The sequence below is a fragment of the Mucilaginibacter litoreus genome (genome assembly GCF_042676805.1).
Lineage (GTDB): Bacteria > Bacteroidota > Bacteroidia > Sphingobacteriales > Sphingobacteriaceae > Mucilaginibacter > Mucilaginibacter litoreus.
In genome coordinates, this window is record NZ_JBHTHZ010000005.1 from 290,141 (window position 1) to 314,283 (window position 24,143).

Annotated in this window: 25 protein-coding genes; 19 read left to right on the forward strand and 6 right to left on the reverse strand. The window is 39.5% G+C overall.

The genetic code is table 11. The features are described 5' to 3' along the window. The first annotated feature begins 162 nt into the window (after positions 1-162). Positions 163-1,485, forward strand: a complete 1,323-nt coding sequence (locus ACFQZX_RS09410) for an MFS transporter (protein WP_377114226.1) — start codon at positions 163-165, stop codon at positions 1,483-1,485. A 9-nt stretch (positions 1,486-1,494) separates the two neighbouring features. Continuing rightward, positions 1,495-2,223: a (Fe-S)-binding protein gene (locus ACFQZX_RS09415; RefSeq protein ID WP_377114229.1), complete on the forward strand. Its 729-nt coding sequence runs from the start codon at positions 1,495-1,497 to the stop codon at positions 2,221-2,223. Position 2,224: 1 nt separating this feature from the next. Here ACFQZX_RS09415 and ACFQZX_RS09420 read toward each other — a convergent pair whose 3' ends face one another. Further along, on the reverse strand, positions 2,225-3,172 hold the full coding sequence (locus ACFQZX_RS09420) for a helix-turn-helix transcriptional regulator (protein WP_377114232.1): 948 nt from the start codon (positions 3,170-3,172) through the stop codon (positions 2,225-2,227). 96 nt (positions 3,173-3,268) lie between these two features. Between ACFQZX_RS09420 and ACFQZX_RS09425 the strand changes: the two genes are divergently transcribed. From ACFQZX_RS09425 to ACFQZX_RS09485, 13 genes are all read left to right on the forward strand, one after another. Continuing rightward, positions 3,269-5,365, forward strand: coding sequence for a TonB-dependent receptor plug domain-containing protein (locus tag ACFQZX_RS09425; RefSeq protein ID WP_377114235.1), 2,097 nt, complete (start codon positions 3,269-3,271; stop codon positions 5,363-5,365). A 10-nt stretch (positions 5,366-5,375) separates the two neighbouring features. Further along, positions 5,376-5,981 carry an HmuY family protein gene (locus tag ACFQZX_RS09430; protein WP_377114238.1) on the forward strand — a complete coding sequence of 202 codons (606 nt, stop codon included), beginning with the start codon at positions 5,376-5,378 and terminating at the stop codon, positions 5,979-5,981. 88 nt (positions 5,982-6,069) lie between these two features. After that, positions 6,070-6,390, forward strand: a complete 321-nt coding sequence (locus ACFQZX_RS09435; protein ID WP_377114240.1) for a hypothetical protein — start codon at positions 6,070-6,072, stop codon at positions 6,388-6,390. A gap of 149 nt (positions 6,391-6,539) precedes the next feature. Further along, positions 6,540-6,722 (forward strand): hypothetical protein, encoded by a 183-nt coding sequence (locus tag ACFQZX_RS09440; protein WP_377114243.1) that lies wholly within the window; start codon positions 6,540-6,542, stop codon positions 6,720-6,722. Positions 6,723-6,787: 65 nt separating this feature from the next. Further along, positions 6,788-7,594: an SDR family oxidoreductase gene (locus ACFQZX_RS09445; RefSeq protein WP_377114246.1), complete on the forward strand. Its 807-nt coding sequence runs from the start codon at positions 6,788-6,790 to the stop codon at positions 7,592-7,594. A 245-nt stretch (positions 7,595-7,839) separates the two neighbouring features. Beyond that, a complete protein-coding gene (locus ACFQZX_RS09450) occupies positions 7,840-8,304 on the forward strand; it encodes a hypothetical protein (RefSeq protein ID WP_377114248.1) in 465 nt (154 codons plus the stop codon). 222 nt (positions 8,305-8,526) lie between these two features. Further along, on the forward strand, positions 8,527-8,724 hold the full coding sequence (locus ACFQZX_RS09455; RefSeq protein WP_377114250.1) for a cold-shock protein: 198 nt from the start codon (positions 8,527-8,529) through the stop codon (positions 8,722-8,724). A gap of 115 nt (positions 8,725-8,839) precedes the next feature. Further along, a complete protein-coding gene (locus ACFQZX_RS09460; RefSeq protein WP_377114253.1) occupies positions 8,840-10,084 on the forward strand; it encodes an MFS transporter in 1,245 nt (414 codons plus the stop codon). Positions 10,085-10,206: 122 nt separating this feature from the next. Next, complete coding sequence (gene hemF / locus ACFQZX_RS09465) at positions 10,207-11,121, forward strand: oxygen-dependent coproporphyrinogen oxidase (RefSeq protein ID WP_377114255.1); 915 nt, start codon at positions 10,207-10,209, stop codon at positions 11,119-11,121. 1 nt (position 11,122) lies between these two features. Then, the gene (locus tag ACFQZX_RS09470) at positions 11,123-11,521 is read left to right on the forward strand and encodes a hypothetical protein (protein WP_377114257.1); all 399 of its coding nucleotides are present in this window, start codon (positions 11,123-11,125) and stop codon (positions 11,519-11,521) included. Positions 11,522-11,707: 186 nt separating this feature from the next. Then, on the forward strand, positions 11,708-14,350 hold the full coding sequence (gyrA, locus tag ACFQZX_RS09475) for a DNA gyrase subunit A (RefSeq protein ID WP_377114260.1): 2,643 nt from the start codon (positions 11,708-11,710) through the stop codon (positions 14,348-14,350). A gap of 3 nt (positions 14,351-14,353) precedes the next feature. Further along, positions 14,354-15,463 (forward strand): tetratricopeptide repeat protein, encoded by a 1,110-nt coding sequence (locus tag ACFQZX_RS09480; RefSeq protein WP_377114263.1) that lies wholly within the window; start codon positions 14,354-14,356, stop codon positions 15,461-15,463. Positions 15,464-15,523: 60 nt separating this feature from the next. Continuing rightward, the gene (locus tag ACFQZX_RS09485) at positions 15,524-16,765 is read left to right on the forward strand and encodes a tetratricopeptide repeat protein (protein WP_377114266.1); all 1,242 of its coding nucleotides are present in this window, start codon (positions 15,524-15,526) and stop codon (positions 16,763-16,765) included. 384 nt (positions 16,766-17,149) lie between these two features. On the opposite strand, the gene ACFQZX_RS09490 is transcribed toward ACFQZX_RS09485, so the two are convergent. Then, the gene (locus tag ACFQZX_RS09490; RefSeq protein ID WP_377114269.1) at positions 17,150-17,365 is read right to left on the reverse strand and encodes a hypothetical protein; all 216 of its coding nucleotides are present in this window, start codon (positions 17,363-17,365) and stop codon (positions 17,150-17,152) included. Between the two features lie 181 nt (positions 17,366-17,546). Here ACFQZX_RS09490 and ACFQZX_RS09495 point away from each other — a divergent pair, with 181 nt between their 5' ends. From ACFQZX_RS09495 to ACFQZX_RS09510, 4 genes are read left to right on the forward strand one after another with little or no spacing between them, the layout of a single operon-like run. Next, a complete protein-coding gene (locus ACFQZX_RS09495) occupies positions 17,547-18,026 on the forward strand; it encodes a DUF4442 domain-containing protein (protein WP_377114272.1) in 480 nt (159 codons plus the stop codon). Further along, positions 18,023-18,478, forward strand: coding sequence for a GNAT family N-acetyltransferase (locus tag ACFQZX_RS09500; RefSeq protein WP_377114275.1), 456 nt, complete (start codon positions 18,023-18,025; stop codon positions 18,476-18,478). Before ACFQZX_RS09495 ends, ACFQZX_RS09500 begins: the two co-directional genes overlap by 4 nt. 12 nt (positions 18,479-18,490) lie before the next feature. Further along, positions 18,491-19,114, forward strand: coding sequence for an AlbA family DNA-binding domain-containing protein (locus ACFQZX_RS09505; RefSeq protein ID WP_377114278.1), 624 nt, complete (start codon positions 18,491-18,493; stop codon positions 19,112-19,114). Positions 19,115-19,163: 49 nt separating this feature from the next. Next, positions 19,164-20,534: an MATE family efflux transporter gene (locus tag ACFQZX_RS09510; protein ID WP_377114281.1), complete on the forward strand. Its 1,371-nt coding sequence runs from the start codon at positions 19,164-19,166 to the stop codon at positions 20,532-20,534. Here the strand turns inward: ACFQZX_RS09510 and ACFQZX_RS09515 are convergent. From ACFQZX_RS09515 to ACFQZX_RS09530, 4 genes are read right to left on the reverse strand one after another with little or no spacing between them, the layout of a single operon-like run. After that, complete coding sequence (locus ACFQZX_RS09515; protein WP_377114284.1) at positions 20,523-21,425, reverse strand: histone deacetylase family protein; 903 nt, start codon at positions 21,423-21,425, stop codon at positions 20,523-20,525. The genes ACFQZX_RS09510 and ACFQZX_RS09515 overlap by 12 nt on opposite strands. Before the next feature lie 8 nt (positions 21,426-21,433). After that, complete coding sequence (locus ACFQZX_RS09520) at positions 21,434-22,288, reverse strand: bestrophin family protein (protein ID WP_377114287.1); 855 nt, start codon at positions 22,286-22,288, stop codon at positions 21,434-21,436. Between the two features lie 3 nt (positions 22,289-22,291). Continuing rightward, positions 22,292-23,581 carry a kynureninase gene (gene kynU / locus ACFQZX_RS09525; RefSeq protein WP_377114290.1) on the reverse strand — a complete coding sequence of 430 codons (1,290 nt, stop codon included), beginning with the start codon at positions 23,579-23,581 and terminating at the stop codon, positions 22,292-22,294. A 43-nt stretch (positions 23,582-23,624) separates the two neighbouring features. Beyond that, entirely contained in the window at positions 23,625-24,125 is a 501-nt protein-coding gene (locus ACFQZX_RS09530) for a pyridoxamine 5'-phosphate oxidase family protein (RefSeq protein WP_377114293.1), read from the reverse strand. Positions 24,126-24,143 lie beyond the last annotated feature (18 nt).

A 24,143-nucleotide genomic window follows, 5' to 3' on the forward strand; every position in this document is an offset into this window, starting at 1 on the left:
TTATAATGTGCTAAGATACGGAGCTTTAGATAATCCGTATAACTATAACAAGCTTTATGAGGCTATTGTTATTCAATTTGATGTAAAGATTGTATTTAAACAAGCTAATACATTTTATTATGATAATGGTAAACTATAAAAAATGCATACTTTTAAGCTGCAATGGAAGCAAAAAACAACCCTAAAATCATACGTGCCTGGGCCATGTTCGATTGGGCGAACTCTGCCTACAACCTGGTTATCACATCCACAATTTTTCCGGCATATTATGTTGCCATAACCGAAAATAAAGCTACAAATAACCGTGTAGACTTTTTCGGATTAAGTTTTGTAAATACCGCCTTGACCGATTACGCCTTAGCTGTTGCCTATTTAATAATGGTTATACTGTTACCTGTATTAAGCTCAATAGCCGATTACCGTGGCAATAAAAAAATATTCATGCAATTTTTTACACTGCTGGGATCAGCAGCGTGTTGCGGATTATTCTTTTTTACCGCAGACAGGCTTGAGCTGGGTATCATCTGCTTTGCATTGGCAGCCATTGGCTACAGCGGCGGTTTTGTGTTCTATAATTCCTATCTGCCTGAAATTGCCACACTTGATATGCAGGACAAAGTAAGCGCCAAGGGATTTACATTTGGTTATATCGGTAGCGTTCTACTCCAATTGGTTTGCTTTGCGTTTGTGTTAAAGCCGGATTTGTTTGGTATAACAGATAAGTCGTTACCTGCACAATTATCCTTTTTATTAGTAGGCCTGTGGTGGATAAGCTTTGCAATAATACCGTTCACAGTATTGCCAAAAGGCAGCCCAAACGCACAATTGCACAACCGCAATATTATAAGAGGCGGCTTTGAAGAATTAGGCAAGGTGTGGCGAAAAGTAAAGAACATGCCGCTTCTGAAACGGTTCTTGCCTGGATTTTTCTTCTACTCCATGGGCGTGCAAACCATTATGCTGGTAGCTACTGCATTTGCAGCAAAAGAACTGCACATGGAAACATCAGCATTAATTTCTATCATACTCATCATACAATTAGTAGCTATCGCAGGCGCTACAATAATGTCGCGCCTTTCTGACAGATATGGTAACGTTCGCATACTCATCTTTGTGGTTTTTATATGGATAGGAGTATGCATAGCCGCCTATTTTACAACTACTGCTACCGAGTTTTACATTATAGCTGTTGTTGTGGGCCTGGTTATGGGAGGCATCCAATCGCTTTCACGGTCAACCTATTCTAAATATTTACCGCAAAACATTCCTGATACGGCATCTTTTTTTAGTTTTTATGATGTAACCGAAAAACTGGCAATAGTAGGGGGGCTGTTTAGTTTTGGTTTTATAGAAGAAATCACTGGCAGCATGCGCAACTCTACGCTCGTACTGGGAACATTTTTCATTATTGGCTTGTTGATTTTGTTTTCATTACTGAAAGCCGAAAGGATTTACAGGAAAAATTCGGAATTTAGCACCCTTTGATATTTGCCGATGACTATCGATCTGTTTATTCCATGCTTCATTGATCAACTGTACCCTGAAACCGCTTTTAATACTGTTAAAGTGTTAGAAAAGGCTGGCTGTACGGTAAATTACAACCCCGAGCAAACCTGCTGCGGGCAGCCTGCATTTAATGCCGGATTTTGGGACGATGCTAAAGTTGTGGGTACCAAGTTTCTGAACGATTTTAAGGAAGATAGTGTCATTGTTTCGCCATCGGCATCTTGTACCGGCATGGTAAGAAATTACTATAATGACTTGTTTACCAACACTATGTCACATAACAAGTGCCGCAATATACAGAGCAATATTTACGAGCTGAGTGATTTTCTGGTCAACATTTTACAGGTTGACTATTTTGGCGCCGAACTGGATGGCCGGGCTGTATACCACGATAGCTGCGCCGGCCTGCGCGAGTGTCATATTAAGGAAGAACCTCGTCAGCTTTTGTCAAAAGTACATGGTCTGGAGCTGGTTGATCTGCAGGCAGGCGAAACCTGCTGCGGTTTCGGCGGTACTTTTGCCGTAAAATTTGATGCTATATCTACCGCTATGGCGCAACAAAAGGTAGATAATGCACTGGCTGCAGGCGCCGAGTATATTATATCTACAGATGCATCCTGCCTGCTGCACCTGCAAGGATATATCGAAAAAAACAGCATACCAATTAAAACTATGCATATTGCCGATGTGTTAGCCCACGGTTGGGGAAATGTATAAATCATTTTACCTGGCTGGGCAAAAAACCAAATTTGCGCTTAAAAGCAACTGTAAAATGATGTGCGTTTTTATAGCCAACCATTTCGGCCACCTCGCCCACATTTCGGCCGTTTTGTAATTGATGATAAGCGCTTTCCATGCGCAAATTGGTAACGTAGCCAAACACCGTAGTGCCGAATAAAGATTTAAAACCTTTCTTCAACTTGAAATCATTAAGGCCTGTGCGACGGGCCAGTTCCATAAGCGAGCATGGATTTTGCAGGTTGCTGCTTATTATTTGTTTTGCCTCCTCTAATCTGTTAATATCTTCACGACTGAAAGCCTCAACAACTTTCTGCTGCTCCGACTGATGTAGTTGTATTGATAATATTTCCAGGATTTTCGCTTCGATCAATATGCGCCTGATATAAATCGGTTTAGTTTGATCCATCATATCAGCCAGTATAGGTTGCATGCGGCTGTGCAAATAACTGCCGGTGGCTATAGTGGTAAGTGGGGCATACATATTATGCAGTTTACTTGCCAAAACATCTTTATTTATCAGCTTATCCATAAAATTATTTGTAAGGCAAATAGTTAATAATTTGGTTGATTGCTTGATCTTGATAAGCTTTTCATCCAATGAGCAGTGAAAGCTATAGTAATTCCCTTCTGTCAATAAATTAGTTTGTTTGTCTGATGAGATAATTGACAATTCACCTTCTAAAATAAAATTTAAAAGCCAGTTATAGTTTTTGCATTGTAACAACGTATTGCACTCTTCGGTTATCCGGTAAGTAGAGTAGCAAACACATGCTCCTTCTATCCAAAATTGCTCGGCATTGTAACTACCCCAATTATCAGATACATGTATGGTTTGCTTATCAAAATTATCAGCGTCAGCGAACGTGCTACCGCCTATTTGAATGCTTTGAATATCAGATGCAGGTGATGTGAAGGTAAGATACATAAAATCCGTTTAGCGTTGTTTTCAATCCGTTTGGCGTTAACCACATTGATATGTTAAGTGCAAATTTGCATCATTATTTATAATTAGTCTAAATAAATGAAAAATATTTTTGTCAGCCTTTTATTTATTTCTACCGGCGCGATAGCGCAGAAGGCAGACACCGCACATACAGATACGTCTAAAAAATTAAAGGAAGTTATAGTTACCGCTACACGTACCAGCAAAAACTTTATGCAGGTGCCCATGCCGGTAAGCACTATCAGCAGTAAGGAGATAAAAAACAGAGGCTTAGTAAGGTTAAACGAAATACTGGCAGAACAAACCGGCCTAACGGTCTTGCCAGATGCGCATGGACAGGGGATACAAATACAAGGCTTTAGTCCGGATTATACCATGATCATGCTTGATGGCCTTCCGCTGATAGGCCGCACAACCGGCATACTTGACCTTACACGCATTACTACTATCAATATAGAAAAGATTGAGATCGTAAAAGGCCCTGTATCTTCCCTGTATGGCAGCGAGGCTATGGCAGGTGTAATCAATATCATATCTGCAGCACCGCCATTTGGCGCATCGGGCAGCATAAGTGCACGTTACGGTACAAATAAAAATGCTGATGTATCATTAAATGGGGGATATGCTAATCAGCGGCTTTCACTTTCAGGATTTATTAACCGGTACAGCAGCAGTGGCTACTCGTTGCAGCCGCAATCTGGTGGTGCAACAGTATTCCCTTTTTACAGTTACACATTTAATGGCAGGTTGGGTTATAAGATCAGTGACGCCACCCGCTTAAACCTACAAGTGCGGGATTACACCAGCACGGCAGATAACGACTTTTTGGTAGAAGGCGACCGGGTAACTGGTGATGGTACTGAAAAAAACCTGAACATATCGGGCGGTTTAACGCATAAATTCTCTGGAAAATTTATCGGCGATGTTAGACTTTATCATACCAGTTATAAAACCCAATCGCTGTTATTGAATACCATTGATAACTCGGTATACGATGAAACTTTCTTTAATCAGAATTTTAACCGTGCCGAATTGCAGGGCGATTATAAAATATTAAGTAACCTGCGCTTTACAGGTGGCGGCGGCGCACAAAATGAGAGCGTTTTAGCTACTCGGTATAACGAAAAGAAGGCTTTTAACTCCGGCTATATCTATGATCAGGCAGATTGGTCACCTTTAGAAAAGCTGAACATAATTGCAGGCGGGCGGTATGATACGCACAGCGTTTACAAATCTCAGTTCAGCCCCAAACTGGCAGCAAGCTACCGCCTTAGTGACAACTTCACTTTGTTAGCTTCTGCAGGCAAAGGCTACAAAGCACCGGATTTCAGACAACTATACCTAAACTTTACCAATGCAATAGTGGGCTACAGCGTATTTGGCTATGAAGAGGCCGCCACTGAGCTAAAAAAATTACAGGATGCCGGGCAGATACAAAGTGTGCTGATAGATCCATCCACCTTACAAAGGTTGAACGCCGAGAGTTCTACTGCATACAATTTTGGTTATCGTTACCGCCCCTGGATGGGATTGATGTGGACCGTAAATGCTTTCCGTAACAATATCCGTGATCTGATAGATTCTGAGCCCATAGCCATCAAAACCAACGGACAATCGGTTTTTTCTTACTTCAATATCCATGATGTTTACACACAAGGCGCCGAAACAGATGTTAGCTATACCTTTTTAAATCACTGGACGGTTGCCGGTGGTTTACAATACCTTGAAGCTTACGATAGAAGCGTTTTAGATAACATCAAAGCAGGCGAAGTTTTTGGTATTGACAAGGCCACGCGAGAAACCGTCAGAATAAAAAAAAGCATGTATGGCGGTTTACTTAATCGCTCAAAATATATGGCTAACACACGTGTAGCCTATACAGATGATAAGACAGGTATTACAGCATCGGTAAGAGCCATTTACAGGGGCAGATACGGTTTTTCTGATGTAGATGGCAACGGCATTGTAAACCGCGATGATGAGTATGTAAAAGGCTATGTACTGCTTAATGCATCGGTTTCAAAGTTGCTTTTCCACAACCAGTTCCGCATGCAGTTAACCGCCGAAAATATAGGCAATTATAAAAATCCTGCAGCTATAAGCAACCTGCCTGGCCGCTTACTATATGCAGGTATTACTTACAGTTTTAATCAACAACAATCACACACATATTAAACACTTAAACATGAATAAACTTAAAACTATTGCATTAGTATTATTAAGCAGCAGCTTAATGTTCGCATCTTGTTCAAAAGATAATGGTGCGCCTGAACCGGAAGAACCAACACTAACCACCCAAACAGTGGCCGACCTTGATGGCACCGCCGGCGACGTTTATTATAGCCTGGGTACAAATTCTGTCGTGACTGGAAACGACATTAATACTAATAAATGGGACCTCAAATTTTCGTCTACCAGTATTTTTGTGAATAGTGGTTCTTCCGGTTCAGGAACTACGCAGGCACAGGTAGTTAATAACACTTTTGCTGAGCTAACAACCGCTCCTGCTGATGGTTACAAAGCCGACGCCACCGGGACAAATGCGATATCAGGTTGGTATACCTACACTGCTACTACCGAACCGCAACACGCTATACTGCCGGTACCAGGAAAAATAATTGTAATTAAAACAAGCAGTGGCAATTATGCCAAGCTTGAGATGCTAAGCTACTATAAAGGTAACCCAAATACTACTACTGCCGACTTTGCCGATTTGACTAAACGCCCAGCCTCAAGGTGGTATACCTTTCGGTTTGCTTATCAGGCAAATGGCAGTACTAAACTGAATTAACAAGTGATTAGTTAATACAAGCCCTGTTTTTACCCGCGGACTTTGAGCGTTTGCCGCGGGTAATGCAGGCACCAAAACCATCTTTCCTATGTGCGAAACTACAATACTCACACAAAACGGCTTAACCGTAATCAGCCATTGTCCGGATTGCGGTATGCTGAATATATGGCATCAAAATCTGCTGTTGTGCTTTACACCTTTGCAGTTTTTTGCATTTCAACGCTTCACAAACGATATGAATTTTGAGGAAAGATGCTTTCCGTTTCCCGATGGGTCTGAAAGGGTTGTGCTTTGTACCCCTAACAGAGATATTAATTTTGTTTATACCAAACAAGAGTGGGAAAGTTTTAATACAGCCATGTTGGAAGCTGTTTATCTGCTTGAGGTATACAATACAATCTATCAGTGAGTATTGAGTGGTAGTAGAGAGTGATAATAAATTAACTATAATTAACCGTACCTTTACCGAATACCATTCATTACAACCAATTCGGTACAATTGTTGTGTTTTTAACAATTCAGGGTTTAAGCCTTTTTAAACATAAAATACATTGTACTATGAAAACTCGGGATTTAAAAAACAACAATAACGGCCACCAGGGCAGTACAACAGCAGATCGCGGGCGTAACGATGCACGTGAGTTTCAGAAGTTTAAAGGAGTAAGTAATGGTGGCGCACAGCGTTCGGATCAAACCTCCAGTCGTGATGGCGCTCACCAGCCTCAACGAAAACAAAAGTAAAGTTTAAACTGTAGAACGCCCCGGCGAAAACCGGGGCGTTTTTATGCTATAATTTAATTAAGTGTATGGAACAATTGAAACTTAAAGGACAATCAGCAATAATTACAGGCGCCGACAGCGGGATAGGCAAGGGCGTAGCGCTGGCAATGGCAGCAGCAGGGGCTAAAATTACCGTTAACTACGCGCATAATGGCGATGCAGCGCAGGAGCTTGTTGATGAAATAAAAGCCAGTGGCGGCGAAGCAATAGCTGTTCAGGCTGATGTAAGTAAAGAACACGATGTGCAGAATATGTTTTCAAAGCACCTTGATGCATTTGGCTATTTGGATATTTTAGTAAACAATGCCGGCCTGCAAAAAGATGCAGCATTTGTTGACATGACACTTGAGGACTGGAATACCGTAATAGACGTAAATTTAACCGGGCAGTTTTTATGTTCGCGCGAAGCAGCTAAGCTGTTTATTAAACAAGGTATCAGAGAAGGAGTGAGCAGGGCTGCAGGCAAAATAATTTGTATGAGCAGTGTACATGAGGTTATCCCATGGGCCGGGCATGTAAATTATGCTGCAAGTAAAGGGGGCATCAGTCTTTTTATGAAAAGTGTCGCTCAGGAGCTTGCTCCTCATAAAATACGTGTAACAGGCATTGGCCCGGGGGCTATTCAAACGCCTATTAATAAAGATGCCTGGGAAACCCCTGAAGCTTTAAACAAACTTTTAACGCTAATACCTTATAAACGCATTGGAAAAACGGAGGATATTGGCTTACTGGCTACCTGGCTTGCATCTGATGAAGCTGATTATATTACCGGTACAACAATATTTATAGATGGAGGCATGACTTTGTATCCAGGCTTTGTAGATAATGGCTGATAATTTGTCATTATAAAGTCAGAAAAGAGGTCTAATTAGTTAGCTATTTTACTTAGTGTACTTTTTACAATAAGCATAATCGATTTTAATTAACATATTGTAAAATATACACTAAGTATTTACAAAATTTTTCAAAAATTCAGTTTTAATTGGCATTAATTATTAAATATTCATAATAATTACCAAAAATTATGAAAATGTTTAATATCAAAGTATTTTTGTTGCATAAATTAAAATTGAAAGTCATGAAAAAGCTATTTATAACTACCGCCATAGCAGCCCTTTTAAGCGTTAATGTTTTCGCTTCAACTAAGCCTGTAACAGGTGGTGATGATAACGTATCATACCTTGCTGTTACAAAATTCAACAAAGATTTTTACGGTGCAGAAAATGTATCATGGAAAGTAACTGCAAACTTTCAGAAAGTTACCTTTACAATTGACGGTGTAAAAAAATCTGCTTTTTACAATGCTAAAGGAGATTTGATAGGCATAACTCAAAACGTATTATTTAATGAACTGCCAGCTAAAGCCCGTAAGGAAATCGCTGCAAAATATGAAGGTTATTTTGCTAATGAGGTAATCAAACTTGAAAACGAAGATAACTTTGATTCAACTGTATACTTTGTTGACCTTAAAAACGACAAAGAGGAGCTTTTAGTAAGAGTAACTCCGTATGCTGGCGTATACTTCTTTCAAAAAGTAAAATAATTAAAACTCACTATATATTGAGGCCGCCCGGTATCGGGCGGCTTTTTTTTATTGCAAGCTTTTGTATATCAGTTAAATTAATAATTTATTTTGGTATTAATATTTTATTATATTTGATACAGATAGTTGTATTTCTCCATTGATTATTAAGCCTTTTTATACTCAGTCTTGAATTACTTACTGATCTTAACACAATTATATTAATACTGTTATACAAGAATTATGAAAACCGGAAAAGTAAAATGGTTCAATACACAAAAAGGCTACGGCTTTATCATTACAGAAGAGGGCAAAGATCTGTTTGTTCATTTTAAAGACGTTCAAGGTGGTGTAAACGCCATAAAGGATAATGATAACGTTGAATATGAAGAAGAAGAGGGCCGAAAAGGTATGCAGGCAGTAAAAGTCAAAAAAGTTTAATCAACGTTTAAAAATATATTAACCCCTGTTAAGCAGGGGTTTTTTATTGGCAATAATTTGCACCATTACAAGCAATAATTACCTTAGCAAATCCAATTGTTTACATCAAATTGTTATGACCGATATTTCTTCGTCTAAAATTTCCAGAAACGCTATTTTCCTGGTATTAGTGGCATCCCTTGGTTATTTTGTTGATATATATGATCTGCTTGTATTTTCAATTGTGAGGGTACCAAGCCTTACCGCATTAGGTTTATCTGAAGCCGAAATTACTTCTAAGGGGCAGCTCATTATCAACATACAAATGGCCGGCCTGCTCTTGGGTGGCATATTATGGGGAATAATTGGCGACAAGCTGGGCCGTATAAGAGTATTATTTGGATCAATATTACTATACTCTATTGCAAACTTTGCTAACGCTTATGTAAGCAGCGTTACCACTTATGCTATTATACGTTTTATTGCAGGCATTGGCCTTGCGGGCGAACTTGGAGCGGGTATTACACTTGTAGCCGAAACATTAAGTAAAGAGAAACGCGGTTACGGCACCATGATAGTTGCGGTTATAGGTTTATTTGGTGCTGCAGCAGCTTATGAAGCCGCTAAATATGGCTGGCAGACCGCTTATAAAGTAGGAGGTGTTTTAGGCGTTGTACTCTTGTTATTGCGGGTAGGCACATTTGAATCTGGAATGTTCAAAAACGTAAAGGAAAGCAATGTGTCAAAGGGCAACTTTTTGATGTTGTTTACAAATACCGGCAGGTTTAAAAAATACATTTACTGTATACTCATAGGTGCGCCGCTGTGGTATGTGGTGGGTGTATTAGTTACCTTATCACCAGAGTTTGGCAAAGCATTGGGCGCAACCAGTCCTTTAAGTGCGGGTGAAGGTGTATTATACTCATACATTGGCATTGCCATAGGCGATATTTTTGCGGGCTTGCTGGCTCAAATAACAAAATCAAGAAAGCTGACTATGCTGGTTTTTCTGTTATTGTCAGTTCTGAGTTCATTCACTTATTTGGGGTCAACAGGTATTACACATGATAAATTTGTGTGGATATGCTTTTTCATGGGCTGTACGGTAGGTTACTGGGCTACATTTGTAACCATAGCTGCCGAGCAGTTTGGCACTAATATACGCGCTACGGTTACAACAACTGTCCCTAACTTTGTACGTGGTTCGTTAATACCCATTAACATGGCTTTTAATGCTTTTAAAGGCCATTATGGCATGATAAGCAGCGGATACATTATGATGGTGCTGCTTACCGTGATATCTCTGTTTTCGTTAAGCCAGCTGAAGGAAACTTTTGGCAAAGACCTTAATTATATTGAGGAAGAAGCCGGGATAAGCTGAAGCAGTTCGGGTCAGTAAAATCAAATTACCTAAGACTTGGTACGTTCTGATAGCAAAAATCAGAATGAATGTTAACAGTTTGCTTACCTTTGAAGTTCCTATAATCATTCATTCGTTATTAAATGATCAGTAAAGAACAAATAGCTGTCGAATACAAACAGATACAGGACGAGATTTGTACCGCGCTTGAAGCAACAGATGGCAAAGCCAGGTTTGAAGAAGAGCTTTGGGAGCGGGATGGTGGCGGCGGCGGTTGTACCCGTGTTATACAAAATGGTAATATCTTTGAAAAAGGCGGAGTAAATTTTTCTGCCGTACACGGCCAGTTGCCGGATAGTGTTAAAAAAGCACTTAAAGTTGAGCAGAATGACTTTTTTGCTACCGGTGTTTCTATCGTGATTCATCCCAATCATCCGCTGGTGCCAATAATTCACATGAACATCAGGTATTTTGAGATGCCTTCATCCTTCAACCGTGAGGAGCCACCGGTAAGGTGGTTTGGTGGAGGCATAGACCTGACCCCGCATTATGTTTTTGATGAGGATGCCCGTTACTTTCATGGGCAGCTAAAAGGTGTTTGTGATAATTTTCATACTGACTTTTATCAGCGCTTTAAAGTTTGGGCTGATGATTATTTTTATATCAAGCACCGCAATGAAACCCGTGGTATTGGCGGTATCTTTTACGACAGGTTAACTGCCACGGATGATATTGGCTGGCAAGATGTTTTTGAGTTTTCTAAAGCCGTTGGCCGCACTTTTGCACCAACTTATATTGAATTAGTGAAACGTAACAGGAATAAGGCTTTTAATGACGCGGAACAGCAATGGCAATATCTTCGCCGAAGCCGTTACGCCGAATTTAACCTGGTTTATGATGCAGGCACAAAATTCGGGCTGGAAACTAACGGCCGTATAGAATCTATACTGATGAGCCTGCCGCCAACCGCCAAATGGATTTATGATTATCATCCTGAACCGGGCAGCGAAGAAGAAAGAACACTATCATTACTTAAAAAAGGAATTAACTGGGCATAGCATGAAGAAAGCATTTCCTTTAATTTTAGTTCTGGCATTACTCTGCTCATTTAAAATCGGCGAGAGCTTATCCGGCAGGTGGATTTACAGCGGGGGTATCTATAATGGAAAACCCGAACCGGCACCAAAAGATTATACCTTACAACGGCAGTATGATGCCGAACATTACGCCGCCCTTTTAATCGAAAAAGACACTCCACCTGTAACTTACGAGGCCGGCAACTACAAGTTGTTGCAGGATAGTTGCTTTGAAACCCAAACCTTTAGTGCCCAGCCCTCCAACCTGATTAATGTAACAGTGAAATACCATTATCAGATCAAGAATGACACATTAACTTTTGAAGGCATTTTACCCAACGGGACCAAAGTGCAGGAGTACTGGAAAAAAGCAGACAAATAACTGAACAGTTTTTGTTATTTACAACCATGTTATATGTAAACCGCCATGCACTGCATAGCTGTGTAAAACGTGCCGAATGTTAGTAAAAAAGCCTCGGTTTTATACATAATTTCTTATCTTCGCAGGTCGCTTTGCTTGCAATAAACCTATACTGAAGCGCACAATTGTCTACAGAAAAATTTTGAAATGGCTGAAGATTTAGAAAACGAAAATTCCCACAAAGAAGACAGAATAATTCCGATAAATATTGATGAAGAGATGCGGGCAGCTTACATTGATTATTCAATGTCGGTTATCGTATCAAGGGCGCTGCCCGATGTTCGTGATGGGTTAAAACCTGTTCACAGGCGCGTACTGTATGGTATGCTTGATCTGGGCCTCAATAATAATAAACCATATAAAAAATCTGCCCGTATAGTAGGTGAGGTGCTGGGTAAATATCACCCGCATGGCGATACCTCTGTTTACGATGCCATGGTACGTATGGCGCAGGACTGGAGCCTGCGTTATCCCTTTGTTGAAGGGCAGGGAAACTACGGCTCTATAGACGGCGATCAACCAGCGGCTATGCGTTATACAGAGGCTAAGCTGCAAAAGATAGCAGAAGAGATGCTGGCCGATATTAATAAGGACACTATTGATTTCCAGCTTAATTTCGACGACTCTTTACAAGAGCCAACTGTATTGCCTGCTAAATTTCCAAATCTTTTAGTTAACGGCGCATCGGGTATTGCGGTAGGAATGGCAACAAACATGGCGCCACACAACCTTAATGAGGTAATTGATGCTACATTAGCTTACATTGATAATAATGAAATTGAAGTTGGTGAGTTAATTAAACATGTAAAAGGCCCTGATTTTCCTACAGGCGGTATCATCTACGGGTACGAAGGCCCTCGGCAGGCTCTTGAAACTGGCAGAGGCCGTATTATCATAAGGGCAACCGCTGAAATTGAAACTTACAATAACGACCGAGAACGCATCATAGTCAGCGATGTGCCATACCAGATCAATAAGGCATTAATGATTGAGCGCACGGCCGAGCTGGTTAACGAGAAAAAAATTGAAGGTATATCAGCTATCCGCGATGAATCTAACCGCGAAGGTATACGCGTAGTTTACGAAATTAAAAGAGATGCCAACGCATCTATAGTGCTTAATAACCTTTATAAGTATACAGCACTTCAAACCTCATTCAGTGTAAATAACATCGCACTGGTTAACGGCAGGCCAATGCTGCTTAATCTTAAAGATCTTATTCATCACTTTGTTGAGCACAGGCATGAGGTTGTTATTCGCCGTACCAAATTTGAGCTTGCTGAAGCAGAAAAAAGAGCGCATATACTTGAAGGCTTGCTGATAGCCCTTGACCATCTGGATGAAGTGATCAACCTTATTCGCTCATCGGGTACCCCTGATGAGGCAAGGGAAGGTTTGATTGAAAAGTTTGGTTTGACAGACATCCAGGCGCGTGCTATACTTGACATGACGCTTCGCCGTTTAACAGGCCTGGAACGCGACAAGATCAGGGATGAGTATGATGCCTTGATGAAGCAAATAGAATATTTAAAATCGATACTTGCAGATGAAGGCCTGCGTATGGGCATTATTAAGGACGAGCTCTCTGAAATTAAAGATAAATATGGAGATGAGCGCAAAACCAAAATAGTGCATTCATCCGCAGAAATGCAAACCGAAGACTTTATTGAAGATGAGGATGTAGTTATTACTATATCGCATGAAGGTTATATTAAAAGGACTTCTTTAACAGAATATCGCCGACAGGGCAGGGGTGGCAAAGGGTCAATCGGAAGCAACAGCCGGGATGCCGACTTTATAGAGCATCTGCTTGTAGCATCTAATCATAACTATATGCTGTTCTTCACAGAGTCGGGGCAGTGTTTCTGGCTGAGGGTATTTGAAATACCTGAAGGTACCCGAACTTCAAAGGGGCGCGCTATACAAAACATCATTAACATTCCTAAAGAAGAAAAGATAAAGGCATACATTAAGCTGAAGTCGTTAAAAGATCGTGAGTATCTGGAAAGCAATTTCATCATTATGTGTACCAGGAAGGGTGTCATTAAAAAAACATCGCTTGAGGCATACTCACGTCCGCGTGCCAATGGTATTAATGCAATCAACATAAACGATGGCGACTCTTTGTTAGAAGCTACTTTAACAACCGGCACCAGCGAGATTGTTATGGCGCTTCAATCGGGTAGGGCTATACGCTTCAACGAGTCTACTGTAAGGCCTATGGGCCGTACCGCAACCGGCGTGCGCGGCATAAGCCTGGATAGCGATAACGATGAGGTTGTTGGTATGATAAGTATCAACGATGCTGAAACAACCGTATTGGTAGTGTCTGAAAAAGGTTATGGAAAACGTACGGATATCGACGATTACCGGGTAACGAACCGCGGCGGTAAAGGGGTAAAAACTTTAAACATCACTGAAAAAACCGGAAACCTTGTAGCTATAAAAGGTGTTACTGATAAAGAAGACCTGATGATAATCAACAGGTCGGGTATTATTATCCGTATAGCGGTAAGCGAACTCAGAGTAATGGGTCGTGCAACACAAGGCGTAAGGCTTATCACACTGAAAAACAACGACGAAATTGCCTCGGTTGCAAGTGTAGAACATGATGATGAGGAGGCACTTGATGAAGCAATTGTTGCAGAAGCTATTGCTGATAAAGAAATAGCCCAACAAACCGACAGTGATATAGTGTCGGAAACTGAAGATTCAACTATAAAACAAGATACTGAAATTGACGAAGGTAACGCTGACGATAACGCTACCGACGAGGACCTAATTGAATAACTTATGTATAAACATAAATTAGGGTTATTAATAGCAGGATTGCTTATCACATCATTAGCGTTTGGGCAATCAGAAGCGCTAAAGGTTGTGGTAAACAATCTTGCTTTTTACAAACAAAAGGGAGATCTGGCCTTTTTAGCAAGAGCAAAAAAATCGGCTGATAGCCTGGTTGTAACAAAAAAAGATTCGGCAGACATTGAAAAAAATGTTTACCGCATTATTGTAAACTCAAGTATTCTGTATATAGATTCTACAAATACTTTAAACCAGCCTGAGGACTTCCTTAATCAGACTGCTGCTTTATTTGATAAATTTGCTTCAAAAGGTCAGATATACAAGTATCAGCCCGAAATGGATTATGCAAAACGCTGCCTGGCAAATGCATTCATTAGAAAAGGGTTTGTACTTACCAGAAATAACGATTTCAAAAATGCAGGAATTGCTTTCCAGAAAGCAAAAAAATATGCACCTGGCCAAAAGCAAATAAACGCTTACATTGCTTATACAAGCAATAAGCAGGGTAATTTGCAGGACGCGGCGAAATATTACTCCAATTTGATCAATACCGATAGTACAAAACTTGAATACCTGGAAACCGCATCATCAATTTACAAATCAATGGGGGATACGGCTAAAGCATTGGAGGTAATTAAGAAGGGAAGGCGTTTGCTGCCAACAAATAAGCAGCTATTACAGGATGAAGCTAACATTTACAACAACAAACGCGATTATAAATCGTTAGAACCATTGCTGGGCCAATTGATAGACAATAACCCAAATAATGCGGATATTACTTTTGTGGCAGCAAACTGCTATGATAATTTAAATCAGTTTGATAAAGCAGAATCGCTTTATTTACGTACTATAGAACTTAATACCATGGCCTATGAGCCGGTATTGAACTTAGGATTGCTGTATTTCAAAAAAAGCACGTTGAATAAAGGCATTAACGATAAGAAAGATATAACAAGCGCTATATTGTGGCTGGAAAAGGCGAATGAAATATCGCCCCGTGATAAAAGATGCCTTGAACTGTTACATCTGGCTTACGCTAAAACCGGCAACCAGATACAGTTAGATAGGGTTAATGACCGCTTGGAACAGTTAAACTAATAAACTATAAAATGGCTGTTAATAAGCCATACACTCATTACCAATTTAAAACAGATTCAAATGAAAATTAAATTCTTAATGGCAGGGCTGTTAGGCCTTTATTCGATAACGGCATTTGCTCAAAAGGGAGAGCTTAATGATGCACAGAAAAGTTTTGAAACTTACGATGGTTTAAAAAGCCAGGCCCAATTAGCTATGCCCAGTTTAACAAAAGCAAAAGCTTCTATAGATAAAGCTGCAGCGAATGAGAAAACAGCTAATTTACCTCAAACTTTGGCATTGAAAGCTAATATCTATGGTTCACTTGCCAATCTTGATTCGGTAGAAACTACATCTTTACCGCTATTTACCACTGCTGAAGATGCGTTAAAAAAAGCAAAAGAGCTGGATACTAAAGGCGAAAACAAAAAACTGGTAGATAACGCAAACCTGATTTTAGCGCAGTATCAATTAAACAGGGGTGTTAAACAGTACCAGGCGGGTAAATATGATGAAGCTTACAAAGCTTTTGATTTTTACCGCAGTGTAGTGCCGGAAGATACAACAGCAATTTTGTATACAGGTTTGGCAGCATATAATTCTAAAAACTATCCTGCTGCTATTCAAAACTACAGCAAATTAGTTACTACCAAGTATTCAAAAGCTGAGGCTGTTTATGGAGACCTGGTAAACATGTACTTGACAAGCAAAGATACTACTAACGCTTTGAAAGCAATTTCAGAAGGCCTTACCAAATATCCTAACAATACAAGTTTAAGAAGCACCGAAATTGAGATCAGCTTAATACAGGGAAAACAAAAAGAAGTTTTAAGCAAAATACAAAGCGCTATAGCAAATGATCCGCAAAATAAAAATCTTTATTATTATGCAGGCTTAGTTTATTCACAAATAGCTGATTCATACTTATCACAAATAAATAAAGCAACTCCAGCCAATAAAGCTGCGTTGCAAGCTCAAAGAGATGAAAATTTTGCAAAAGCATCTGACATGTATAAAAAAGCAATAGCTATAGATCCTAACTACTTTGAAGCTAACTTAAACTTAGGTTATGCAGCTATATCACCAGCTATTGATACATACAACAATGCTAATAAGTTACCAGCAAACAAACAAAAAGAGTATACTGCGGCTATTGCGAAAGCTAACTCTCAGTTTGATGCAGCTAAACCATATTTGTTAAAAGCAGTTGAGTTAAACCCTAAATCGTTAGATGCGCTGAATAACTTGCTTACTTATTATAAAGGCAAAAAAGATGATGCTAACGCTGCTAAGATTTCTGCACAGATAAAAGCATTAAAATAATTATCATATATTTTTAGCCCATTCAATAGGATGGGCTAAAAATAAAATCCATTACTTAACATAATGTTAATTATAGGAAAAATAATTTATTTTTTATATGCACTTGCATTTATTAAAACAAAACAATTTTAACAGGCCATAAACCTGGTTGTTTAATGGCTTTTAAAGGTATTGGAATCAATAAAACAAATTAGATGAAAGGCACACAAATACTAATGAGACTGGCAACCATATTTATATTTTGACAGCTAATTTTAAAAAAATGATTTCTGCTTTAATGGTTATCCGGAATTGATATTCTGGTTAAATTGCATGAACCAATAGTTATTTAAAACAAAAAACCCGGATATGTTGATCCGGGTTTTTTATGCGATAAAACCTTTATTACATAGGTTTTTTAGTGGTATCGCTGGTGGTTGTGTCAGTTTTTGTAGTATCTGTATTTGCAGTACTATCTGTGGTAGTTGCCGGTGCAGTGGTTACAGTTGAATCTGTAGCTGTGCTATCAGAACCGTTTGTAGCCTTTTCAGATCCGCATCCCATTGTGATCAAACCAATCACCGTCGCCACTAAGGCAAAACTCAAAATTTGCTTTTTCATCGATATAAGTTTAAATGTGTGTTAATCAAAATATTAGTTACAGCATATTAATTAACCCTAAAACTCTAAACTTGTTTATTTAAGTATTACAATTATTAATTTCCTAAATTTTTGCCAATAAATAGCACCGGATCCATATTTTTAATAATTCAACTCAAATATTTTATGATATTTAACAATAATGATATTATCTGAAAGAAAATTGAAGTGGATATTGCGCCTCTATCCTCCCCTGTTATTTCAGCGCATTTGGGTTATAAAGTTCAATAAAAATTTTAGGGGTGTACAGGTCAGGATTTTCAAAAGTTTTTTTAATAAAAACTATAACGGTTCGGTTTTTGGCGGTACAATTTTTTCAGCGGCAGATCCTTTTTATCCCGTATTGTTCAATCAGATTCTAAACACTAACCATAGAAAACTTAAAATATGGTCAAAATCATCCAAAATTGATTTCTTAAAACCAGCATATTCTGATTTATATTTTCAAATCTTTATAACAGATACATTTATACAACAGGCTGCTGATATGCTTGATAATACCGGTAAGTTTGAGCATAGTTTTCAAATACAGATTATTGATAGCAATAATGATGTATGCGCATCATTAATAAACGAAGTATATGTGCGCGATTACAATTTTGTAACTAAACAAAGCCAATGAAAATATTTATGAACGATGCGTTCTTTGTAAATAAGGGCTTTAAGATATCAACAGATAAAACATTGCTCAAATTTGATGTAATATTTAATTATCTTAACGGGCAATCTTATTGGGCTAAAGGCATCACTCCACAAAAATTAAAGCGTTCTATAGACAACTCGGTTTGTTTTGGCGTTTATAAAGATGACCAGCAGGCTGGTTTTGCAAGGGTTGTTACGGATATGGCCACTTTTGCTTACTTGTGTGATGTTTTCATATTACCGGAGTATCGAAATAACGGTCTATCCAAATGGTTAATGCAAACCATCATTGCAAACCCGGATCTGCAAGGCATACGAAGATGGAGTTTAGCTACAAGAGATGCACATGGATTATATAAGCAATTTGGCTTTGAACCAATAACAAATCCAGGCATTTGGATGCAAATATTTACGCCCTACACAGAGCAATAAAGAAAGTTAAAAATGAATTTACGGAGACAGATATTAGAAGGTGAAGGCGTAAAACTCGATTTTAAAAAAACGATTACCAGCTGCGAAAAAATTGCCAAGACAATGGTTTCTTTCGCCAATAATGTTGGCGGCAGGCTGCTTATTGGCGTACTTGACGACGGCACCATTAAAGGTGTAAAGGATGATAGCGAAGAACGATATATGATAACACGTGCCGCACACTTTTTTTGTCGGCCTGCCCTTGAGCCTTTGTTTGAAGAAGTTTACTATGATGATAAGATTGTGCTTATGGTTGATATACCAGAAAGCAACGAAAAACCTCATTATGCACTCGCCGAGGATGGCAAGTGGTGGGTTTATATACGCGTAAAAGATAAAAGTGTGCTTGCAAGTAAAGTTGTGGTTGATGTGCTTAAAAGATCGGCTGCTGATGAAGGAGTTTTAATTGAATATTCATCAAAAGAGAAAGCATTGTTAGAGTATCTGGATAAGCAGGACCGAATAACGGTAAAAGAATTTTGCACACTGCTGAACATTGGCCGAAGGCGTGCTCAACGCATACTGGTTGATTTAGTTTTGTCTGGCGTTTTACTGGTGCATACCACAGAAAAGGAAGAGTTTTATACGGCTACTTAGCCTAAAGTAAACCCAAATTATTACATTTGCCGGCTTCTGTAAACCGGCAATGAGAAATCTGTTCATTAAATACAAACCCTACTACAGCGACAGCTTGAAGCTTGCTATACCGGTTGTGGTATCACAGATTGGGCATACACTTGTGCAGCTGTCTGATACTATAATTGTTGGCCAGTTTGCAGGGACAAATGCATTGGCAGGTATTTCATTATCTATAAGCATCTTTTTAGTACCACTGGCCATTGGTTTAGGTATAAGCTATGGAATCACTCCCCTCATTGCGCAGCACAATGGCCGCAATAATTTTGCCGAATGCGGTAAACTTTTAAGTAACAGCTTACTCTTAAACTTAGTTACCAGTATTGTGTTATTTGCAGTTGTGTACTCTGGAATGGCCTTGCTGGTAGATAAGCTCGATCAATCACCGGCCGTAGTTGCACAGGCAAAACCTTTTATGTTCCTGCTCAGCCTTTCCATTATTCCGCTGATGGTATTTGATGCCTTTAAACAGTTTGCACAGGGGCTTGGTTTCACAAAGCAAGCCATGTATATTACTATAGTGGGCAATATCCTGAATATATTGTTAGGAATAATACTGGTTAAAGGAATGTTTGGCATCCGTCCTATGGGTATTCGGGGTGTAGGCATTAGTACGCTTGTGGATAGGTGCCTTATGGCGATAGCGATGGGTATATACGTATTGAGGTCACCTTCATTCAAAAAATTTCTGGAAGAGCTAAAGTTAAGAAGTATAACGTTTATTAGTCTAAAACAGCTATTAGCTATTGGTATGCCGGTAGCACTACAATCTACCTTTGAGCTAAGCGCATTTGGTGGAGCATCTATCCTGATTGGTACCATTGGCGCGGTACCACAGGCTGCACACCAGATAGCCATATCCTTAGCCAGCATGACTTATATGATGGCCAGTGGCATATCATCAGCAGCTGCTATCCGTTCGGGTAATTACTATGGTGCCGGTAATCATTATGAATTACGGCTGTCGGCTATATCAAACTACCATATTGTAATAGTATTTATGTTTAGCACAGCCCTTATATTTACTGTTTTCAATCAATGGCTGCCCTGGCTATACACTTCAGATAAGGCTGTTATTCATATTGCCTCTCAATTACTTATGGTTGCAGCCCTGTTTCAGTTGTTTGATGGAACACAGGTTGTGGGTTTAGGCATTTTAAGGGGCATGGGTGATGTAAATAAACCTACATTAATAACTTTTATTTCCTACTGGATAATTGGGTTGCCAATAGCTTACCTGCTGGGGATATTTTTAAAATTAGGTGTGATTGGTGTATGGTTTGGGCTGGTATCAGGCCTGATGGCATCATCTGTAATGCTATTCGTACGTTTTAGGTACGTAAGCGAAAAAGTAAGGCTGATAAATGATTTAAAAATATAACTCATTAGCAACCCGGTAAGTGTTACAGTGCGCTTCAACTATGTCTTTTATATCGGGCGAATACCCTCCACCCATACTTATCTGTACGGGGATGTTATGAAACCTGCAAAGTTCAAGTACATACCGATCACGCTCTTTACAACCCTCTTTAGTAAGCGAAAGTTTGCCTAATTTATCTGATCGCAATACATCAACACCTGATAGATAGAAAATAAAATCTGGCTTCGCTTTTTCAATTAATGTAGGCAAAGTACTTTTTAAGATGCTCAAATATTGCTCATCTTCAATACCATCTTCTAACGGTATATCCAAGTCTGAGCGCTCTTTCCTGAATGGGAAATTTTTATCTCCATGCATCGAAAAAGTGAAAACCCGTGGCTCATGCTCAAATATCTGTGCGGTGCCATTACCCTGATGCACATCTAAATCAATAATTAATATAAATTTACATATCGCATTATATAACAAATAATTAGCCGCTATAGCCTGATCATTCAATAGGCAAAAACCCTCTCCCCAATTAGTACCTGCGTGATGTGTACCACCGGCTACATTAAAGGCTACACCATATTGCATAGCATAGCTGCACCCATCAATGGTTCCCTGAGCTATCCTTCTTTCCCTTTCTATAAGTTGGGCTGTAAGCGGGAAACCTGTACGTCGCTGGTCTTTTGGTGATAAAGTTAAATCCCGTAACTGCTGCCAATAATTGGCATCATGTGTAAGCAGAATACTTTTTTCATCAAGTATATTCGGCGAAAAAAGATTTTCCGGGGTGATTGTTCCTTCATGCAATAACTGCCCGGGTATAAGCTCGTATTTAAGCATTGGGAAACGATGGCCCGGAGGCAATGGATGCGCATATATTGGGTCGTAAGCTATCTTTAGCATAACATCGCCTACTCAAATATTTCACCAACATGTAGTTCAATTCCCCTGGAGATGTCATCCAAAGGCAGGTCGTTTGCATCGGTACCAAATGGATTTTCAATTTCTTCTGCCAATAATTCAATACTTGCAAACACAAATAGTATGAACCCAATGACCGGCATAATAAAATACTTTAAATCAAAAGCCCATGTAAAAGGCAGAGTGATGATATAAGTAAATATGAATTTTTTAATAAAAACACTATATGAGTATGGTATAGGTGTCTTTTTAATTCGCTCACATCCGCCGCAAATGTCGGTAAAAGATGTAAGCTCGGGGTTGATACTCAATAGCTGCTCCGCATTAATATGCCCTGTTTTATTCAGGCGATAAACCCTCTCAAGCATTGCAGAGGCTACCTGGTTAGGAACATGCTTGTTTGGATCGATTTTTAAATGAGTGTTTTCTTCAGGCTCAAATCTATCCCTCAGATGATTTTTAAGCACACGGGCATAAAGCGGAATAAGGTAATTGAAATATGCACTGTCTTGTGTTTCTGTTAGATGCTTAAGCTTGATGGCAAGGTTACGACTGTTATTGGTTAAACTGCCCCAGAGTTTGCGGCCTTCCCACCAACGATCATAAGCTGAATTGATACGGAATGCCAGCAGCAATGAAAATACAAAGCCAATGGTTTGATGGATATAAATCACTTTTTTGATAAAAGATGTCTCAGGTATTTTAAAAACATCTATCAGAAAAAATGTAATAACCCCGGCATAAATACTAACCGACAGCATCAATGGAAAAAGTTCCCGCAGTGTATCGGCCTTATTAAAACGAAATATGAGCCCAAACCACTGCTTAGGGTTATAGTATATCATCTTTTATAAATTAATAGCTCTAATAGCTTTAAACAAGGCTTCTCCGGCTTTAAACACATCGGTAAAAGTATTATACAATGGTACCGGACTTAACCTGATCACATCAGGTTCACGCCAATCGCCAATAATGCCATTATCAGATAAATAATTAAATATGTCCTTGGCATTACGTTTACAAATTACAGAAAGCTGACTACCACGTTGTTTAATGTCCTGCGGTGTAATAATGCGGTATACTTCTTCGCCAACCTGGGTATTGATATCATTAATCAAAAACTCAAGATAGGCAGTCAACCTGTCTGCCTTGGTTCGTAAGGGTATAATCCCCCCGGCTTTTTCAAAAATATCTAAGGATGCCTTGTGCACAGCCATTAACAAGATCGGGCTTGTACTGACGTTCCAACCCTGCGCGCCTCTCTCTGCTTCAAATCCGGGTTGCATCAAAAATTGTTTTTCGCGGCGGTACCCCCACCATCCGGCAAAACGGTTAAGGGTATTATTACTAAAATGCTTTTGGTGTACAAACGCTCCGCTAATACCACCAGGACCTGAATTCATGTATTTATACGAGCACCAACAGGCAAAATCGGCATCCCAATCATGCAGTTTTACAGGGACGTTACCAGCGGCATGCGCCAGATCAAATCCAACCATTGCCCCTGCCCTGTGTCCGGCCTTTGCAATAGCTTCCATATCAAATAGCTGCCCGGTGTAATAATTAATACCACTGAATAAAATTAAGGCAAGTTCATCGGCGTTATCCTCTATTTCCTGTATTATATCTTCTGTTCGCAGGGTTAACTCCCTATCCCTGGGTGCTATTTCGATAACTGCTGTTTGAGGGTCGAATCCATGAAAACGCAACTGGCTTTCAACAGCATATTGGTCTGACGGGAAAGCACCTGCTTCCATTAGTATTTTATACCGCTTACTATTTGGTTTATAAAAGCTTACCATCATTAAATGAAGATTCACTGTAAGCGAATTCATGATAGTAATTTCTGCAGGTTGCGCACCTAACAATTCAGCTAATGACGGTAACAAACCTTCATGATAACTTAGCCATGGCTGGTTACCGGTAAACCATCCCTCAACGGCGTGGTCTTCCCATGCGTTAAGTTGCTCCTGCAGGTATTGTTTTGCTGCACGAGGTTGCAAGCCTAATGAATTACCGCATAAATATACCGCATCGTGGCCATTATGCCTCGGTATCAAAAACTCATTTCTGAATAGTTTAAGTTCATCATGCTCATCCTGCTGTTGGGCGTAAGTAAGGTTGTTTTGGTAAACCATGCTTCAATTATACAAAAAAGGCGGGTGTGTACCCGCCTTAATTTTACAAAGCTACGTTGCCGTGCTTCCCTTCATCATATTGTTTACCGGTTAGCCGCGCTTTAAGCATATTAAATAGTACCACCATGCTACTGCTGCTGCTATCCCAATATTCTGCATCGGTAGGTGTTACTTTCAAAAGAGTAAGTGCCGGATCATCCAAGCCTTTTGGGAAAAAAGCTTCAATAAAAGGGTTCCATAGCTCTTTCATTTTAGCTTTATCATCTACTGTTGTGGCTTCGGCAACAATACTTAAATAGGTGTGATTTTTAGGATCTGAGTAAGTTACCGAAATTGTGTTTTCTACGGATATCTCAGTTACCTTAGGTGAATATTCATTGGTAAAAAACCAGATATTTCCTTCGTCATCGATATCAGCCGTACCCATTGGCCTGCTATTAAAGCCTTTTTCCGGGCTATAAGTAGTAAGCATAGCTGTTTTTATTTCTTTTACTCTTTCCTGCAAATACTGCAGGCTCTCTGTTTTTGACCAATCGCTGCTCATAGTATTATTTCATTTATA

Bases quoted from the DNA above. Each gene is read 5' to 3' on its own strand.
- ACFQZX_RS09455 (WP_377114250.1), top strand. From the start codon at position 8,527: ATGAAAACCGGAAAAGTAAAATGGTTCAATACACAAAAAGGCTACGGC.
- ACFQZX_RS09445 (WP_377114246.1), top strand. From the start codon at position 6,788: ATGGAACAATTGAAACTTAAAGGACAATCAGCAATAATTACAGGCGCC.
- ACFQZX_RS09500 (WP_377114275.1), top strand. From the start codon at position 18,023: ATGAAAATATTTATGAACGATGCGTTCTTTGTAAATAAGGGCTTTAAG.
- ACFQZX_RS09430 (WP_377114238.1), top strand. From the start codon at position 5,376: ATGAATAAACTTAAAACTATTGCATTAGTATTATTAAGCAGCAGCTTA.
- ACFQZX_RS09520 (WP_377114287.1), bottom strand. From the start codon at position 22,288: ATGATATACTATAACCCTAAGCAGTGGTTTGGGCTCATATTTCGTTTT.
- gyrA (WP_377114260.1), top strand. From the start codon at position 11,708: ATGGCTGAAGATTTAGAAAACGAAAATTCCCACAAAGAAGACAGAATA.
- kynU (WP_377114290.1), bottom strand. From the start codon at position 23,581: ATGGTTTACCAAAACAACCTTACTTACGCCCAACAGCAGGATGAGCAT.
- ACFQZX_RS09425 (WP_377114235.1), top strand. From the start codon at position 3,269: ATGAAAAATATTTTTGTCAGCCTTTTATTTATTTCTACCGGCGCGATA.
- ACFQZX_RS09515 (WP_377114284.1), bottom strand. From the start codon at position 21,425: ATGCTAAAGATAGCTTACGACCCAATATATGCGCATCCATTGCCTCCG.
- ACFQZX_RS09415 (WP_377114229.1), top strand. From the start codon at position 1,495: ATGACTATCGATCTGTTTATTCCATGCTTCATTGATCAACTGTACCCT.
- ACFQZX_RS09410 (WP_377114226.1), top strand. From the start codon at position 163: ATGGAAGCAAAAAACAACCCTAAAATCATACGTGCCTGGGCCATGTTC.
- ACFQZX_RS09450 (WP_377114248.1), top strand. From the start codon at position 7,840: ATGAAAAAGCTATTTATAACTACCGCCATAGCAGCCCTTTTAAGCGTT.
- ACFQZX_RS09435 (WP_377114240.1), top strand. From the start codon at position 6,070: ATGTGCGAAACTACAATACTCACACAAAACGGCTTAACCGTAATCAGC.
- hemF (WP_377114255.1), top strand. From the start codon at position 10,207: ATGATCAGTAAAGAACAAATAGCTGTCGAATACAAACAGATACAGGAC.
- ACFQZX_RS09510 (WP_377114281.1), top strand. From the start codon at position 19,164: ATGAGAAATCTGTTCATTAAATACAAACCCTACTACAGCGACAGCTTG.
- ACFQZX_RS09480 (WP_377114263.1), top strand. From the start codon at position 14,354: ATGTATAAACATAAATTAGGGTTATTAATAGCAGGATTGCTTATCACA.
- ACFQZX_RS09530 (WP_377114293.1), bottom strand. From the start codon at position 24,125: ATGAGCAGCGATTGGTCAAAAACAGAGAGCCTGCAGTATTTGCAGGAA.
- ACFQZX_RS09440 (WP_377114243.1), top strand. From the start codon at position 6,540: ATGAAAACTCGGGATTTAAAAAACAACAATAACGGCCACCAGGGCAGT.
- ACFQZX_RS09460 (WP_377114253.1), top strand. From the start codon at position 8,840: ATGACCGATATTTCTTCGTCTAAAATTTCCAGAAACGCTATTTTCCTG.
- ACFQZX_RS09495 (WP_377114272.1), top strand. From the start codon at position 17,547: ATGATATTATCTGAAAGAAAATTGAAGTGGATATTGCGCCTCTATCCT.
- ACFQZX_RS09490 (WP_377114269.1), bottom strand. From the start codon at position 17,365: ATGAAAAAGCAAATTTTGAGTTTTGCCTTAGTGGCGACGGTGATTGGT.
- ACFQZX_RS09470 (WP_377114257.1), top strand. From the start codon at position 11,123: ATGAAGAAAGCATTTCCTTTAATTTTAGTTCTGGCATTACTCTGCTCA.
- ACFQZX_RS09420 (WP_377114232.1), bottom strand. From the start codon at position 3,172: ATGTATCTTACCTTCACATCACCTGCATCTGATATTCAAAGCATTCAA.
- ACFQZX_RS09505 (WP_377114278.1), top strand. From the start codon at position 18,491: ATGAATTTACGGAGACAGATATTAGAAGGTGAAGGCGTAAAACTCGAT.
- ACFQZX_RS09485 (WP_377114266.1), top strand. From the start codon at position 15,524: ATGAAAATTAAATTCTTAATGGCAGGGCTGTTAGGCCTTTATTCGATA.